We start from the raw sequence: 2,401 nt of genomic DNA on the forward strand, positions 1-2,401 counted from the left end.
GCCGGCGACGCCAAGCCGCCGACGGTGCGCGTGCTCGACGTGCGCAAGCGGCCGCTGCAGGACGGGCTGTCGCCGGAGGTGCTGGCCGGGATCGGCACGGCACTGGCCGACGGCGGCCAGGTGCTGGTGTTCAAGAACCGCCGCGGCTATGCGCCGGTGCTGCTGTGCCACGACTGCGGCTGGACCGCGCCGTGCCAGCGCTGCAGCACCCCACTGCACGCCACACCGATGACCGTGCACGCCGGCGGCCGGCGCCTGCAATGCCACCACTGCGGCGCGCGCCAGCCGGCGCCGCTGGCCTGCCCGGACTGCGGCAGCCTGGCCCTGCAGCCGCAGGGCATCGGCACCGAACGCCTGGAGGAGCGCCTGGTGCAGGCATTCCCGGACGTGCCGGTGCTGCGCATTGACCGCAGCACCACCCAGCGCCGCGATGCGCTGGAGACGCAGTTGGCCACGCTCGGCACTGCGCCCGGCATCCTGGTCGGCACCCAGATCCTGGCCAAGGGCCACGACCTGCCGCAATTGAGCCGGGTGGTGGTGGTGGGCATCGACGAAGGGCTGTTCTCCGCCGATTTCCGCGCCAGCGAGAAGCTGGCGCAGCAGCTGATCCAGGTCGCCGGGCGCGCCGGCCGCGCCGCGCGTCCGGGCGAGGTCTGGCTGCAGACCCACCACCCCGCGCATCCGCTGCTGCAGACCCTGGTGCACGGCGGCTACCACGCCTTCGCCGCCGCGGAACTGGAGCAACGCGAGGCCGCCGGCTTCCCGCCGTTCGCGCACCTGGCGCTGCTGCGCGCCGAGGCCAAGCAGGTCGAGCACGCCAACGCCTTCCTCGCCGCGGTACGCGCGCTGCTGCCGGTGCAGGACGAGGTGCAGCGCTTCGGCCCGATGCCGGCGCCGATGCCGCGCCGCGCCGGTTTCCAGCGCACCCAGTTGCTGCTGTCGGCCAACACGCGGCGCGCGCTGCACGCGTTGCTGGACGCGGCGGTGCCGGCGATCCACGCGCTACCGCAGGCACGGCGGGTGCGCTGGTCGCTGGATGTGGATCCGCAGGATCTGTACTGACACGGCGAGTGGTGGCAGCTCGGCAGAACCGACGCGCTGTCCAATGCCGTAGAAGCGGCTTCAGCCGCGATGAGGCGTTACCGGGAGTGCTTCGTCGCGGTTGAAGCCGCTGTTACGAGGCATGAGGCAATGGCGCGTATCGCGACACCACCCGTATTCCCCCCGGAGCCGCTCTAGAGGAACAGCGCATCCGCTTGACGCGTAGCGAGGCAGGCGGGCAACGCGCCAGCGGCCGTGACACCTCGTGCGTTGCTCAGCCCGCCAGACCCAAGGCGTCGATCACCTGCGCGCGCAGCGCGGCGCTGTCGCCGGCCTCCACGCAGCGCCACGCGCCAGCGTCCGCGGACAGGCCGCAGGCGGCGGTGGCGATCACCGGCTTGCCCAGCGCCATGGCCAGCAACAGGCCGCGCGGCTGTTGCTCGATCCACGCCGGCAGCAGCACCAGGCAAGCAGCGTGCACGCCTTCGGCCATCGACGCGACCCGCTGTACCGCGATGCCGCTCCAGAAGTCCGGCACCTCCTGCGCACCCGGCGGCAGCAGTAACACCAGCGGCAAATCACGCACCGCCTCACGCAGTTCGTAGGCGCCCTTGCGCGCCAGCGCCGAGGCCGCCAGCAGCACCAGCGGCGCGGCGTCCGCCGTGATGACCGCATGCTCCCCCGCGACCGTCGGGAGCGCCGGCCGTTGCCATGCCAGCGCGAGGCCGCGGCTGCCGGCCAGCGCCAGCAGTTCGCGGTGCGGGGTGATCCAGCGCCGCGCCTGCGCCAGTGCCGCACGCTCGGCGGCGACCAGCGCCGGATCGGCGCGGAAATCGCGCAGGGTGGGACTGTGCGGATGCCGCTGCGCGGCCACGTCCAGGCGCGCCTGCAGCAGATGCATCGGCAAGGCGGTCATGTACACGTCCCAGCGCCGGCCCTGCAACTCGCCGGCCAGCCATAGCTCCGGCAACAGGCTCTGCGGCACCACCAGGTCGACATCGCGCGCGCCCAGGCGCCGCCGCAGCGCCTGCAGGCGGATGCGCTGCGCGCGCTGGCGCGCCTGCGGCAACGGCATGCCGCGCCACAACCACCAGCGCCTCAGCAGCGCCGCGCGCAAGGCCGCGACGCTGGTCCGCGGCAGCGCCAGCACGCGGTCGCCGGGTTGCTGCCGGCGTCGGCGGTCCGTGGCGAACTCCGGCCAGTCCTCATCGACCAGCCAGGTGCGGTGCAGCCCATCGGGCACCGCTGGCACATGGCGATGGCAGGCACTGCGGCCGCAGCGGGTGCAGTCGTTGGCGGCGTCGACACCGGCCGGCGCGGTAGGTCGCTGCAGCGGCGGCAACGGCAACGCCGCCGGCGC

Annotated in this window: 2 protein-coding genes; one reads left to right on the forward strand and one right to left on the reverse strand. The window is 73.7% G+C overall.

The features are described from left to right. Positions 1 to 1,062: primosomal protein N' (gene priA / locus D180_RS18590; RefSeq protein ID WP_017913971.1), on the forward strand; the 1,062-nt coding region annotated here is incomplete at its 5' end. Positions 1,063 to 1,315: 253 nt separating this feature from the next. On the opposite strand, the gene D180_RS18595 is transcribed toward priA, so the two are convergent. Continuing rightward, the coding region (locus D180_RS18595; RefSeq protein WP_017913972.1) for a glycosyltransferase at positions 1,316 to 2,401 on the reverse strand (1,086 nt) is incomplete at its 5' end.

The sequence above is a fragment of the Xanthomonas sp. SHU 166 genome (assembly GCF_000364685.1).
Taxonomy (GTDB): domain Bacteria; phylum Pseudomonadota; class Gammaproteobacteria; order Xanthomonadales; family Xanthomonadaceae; genus Xanthomonas_A; species Xanthomonas_A sontii.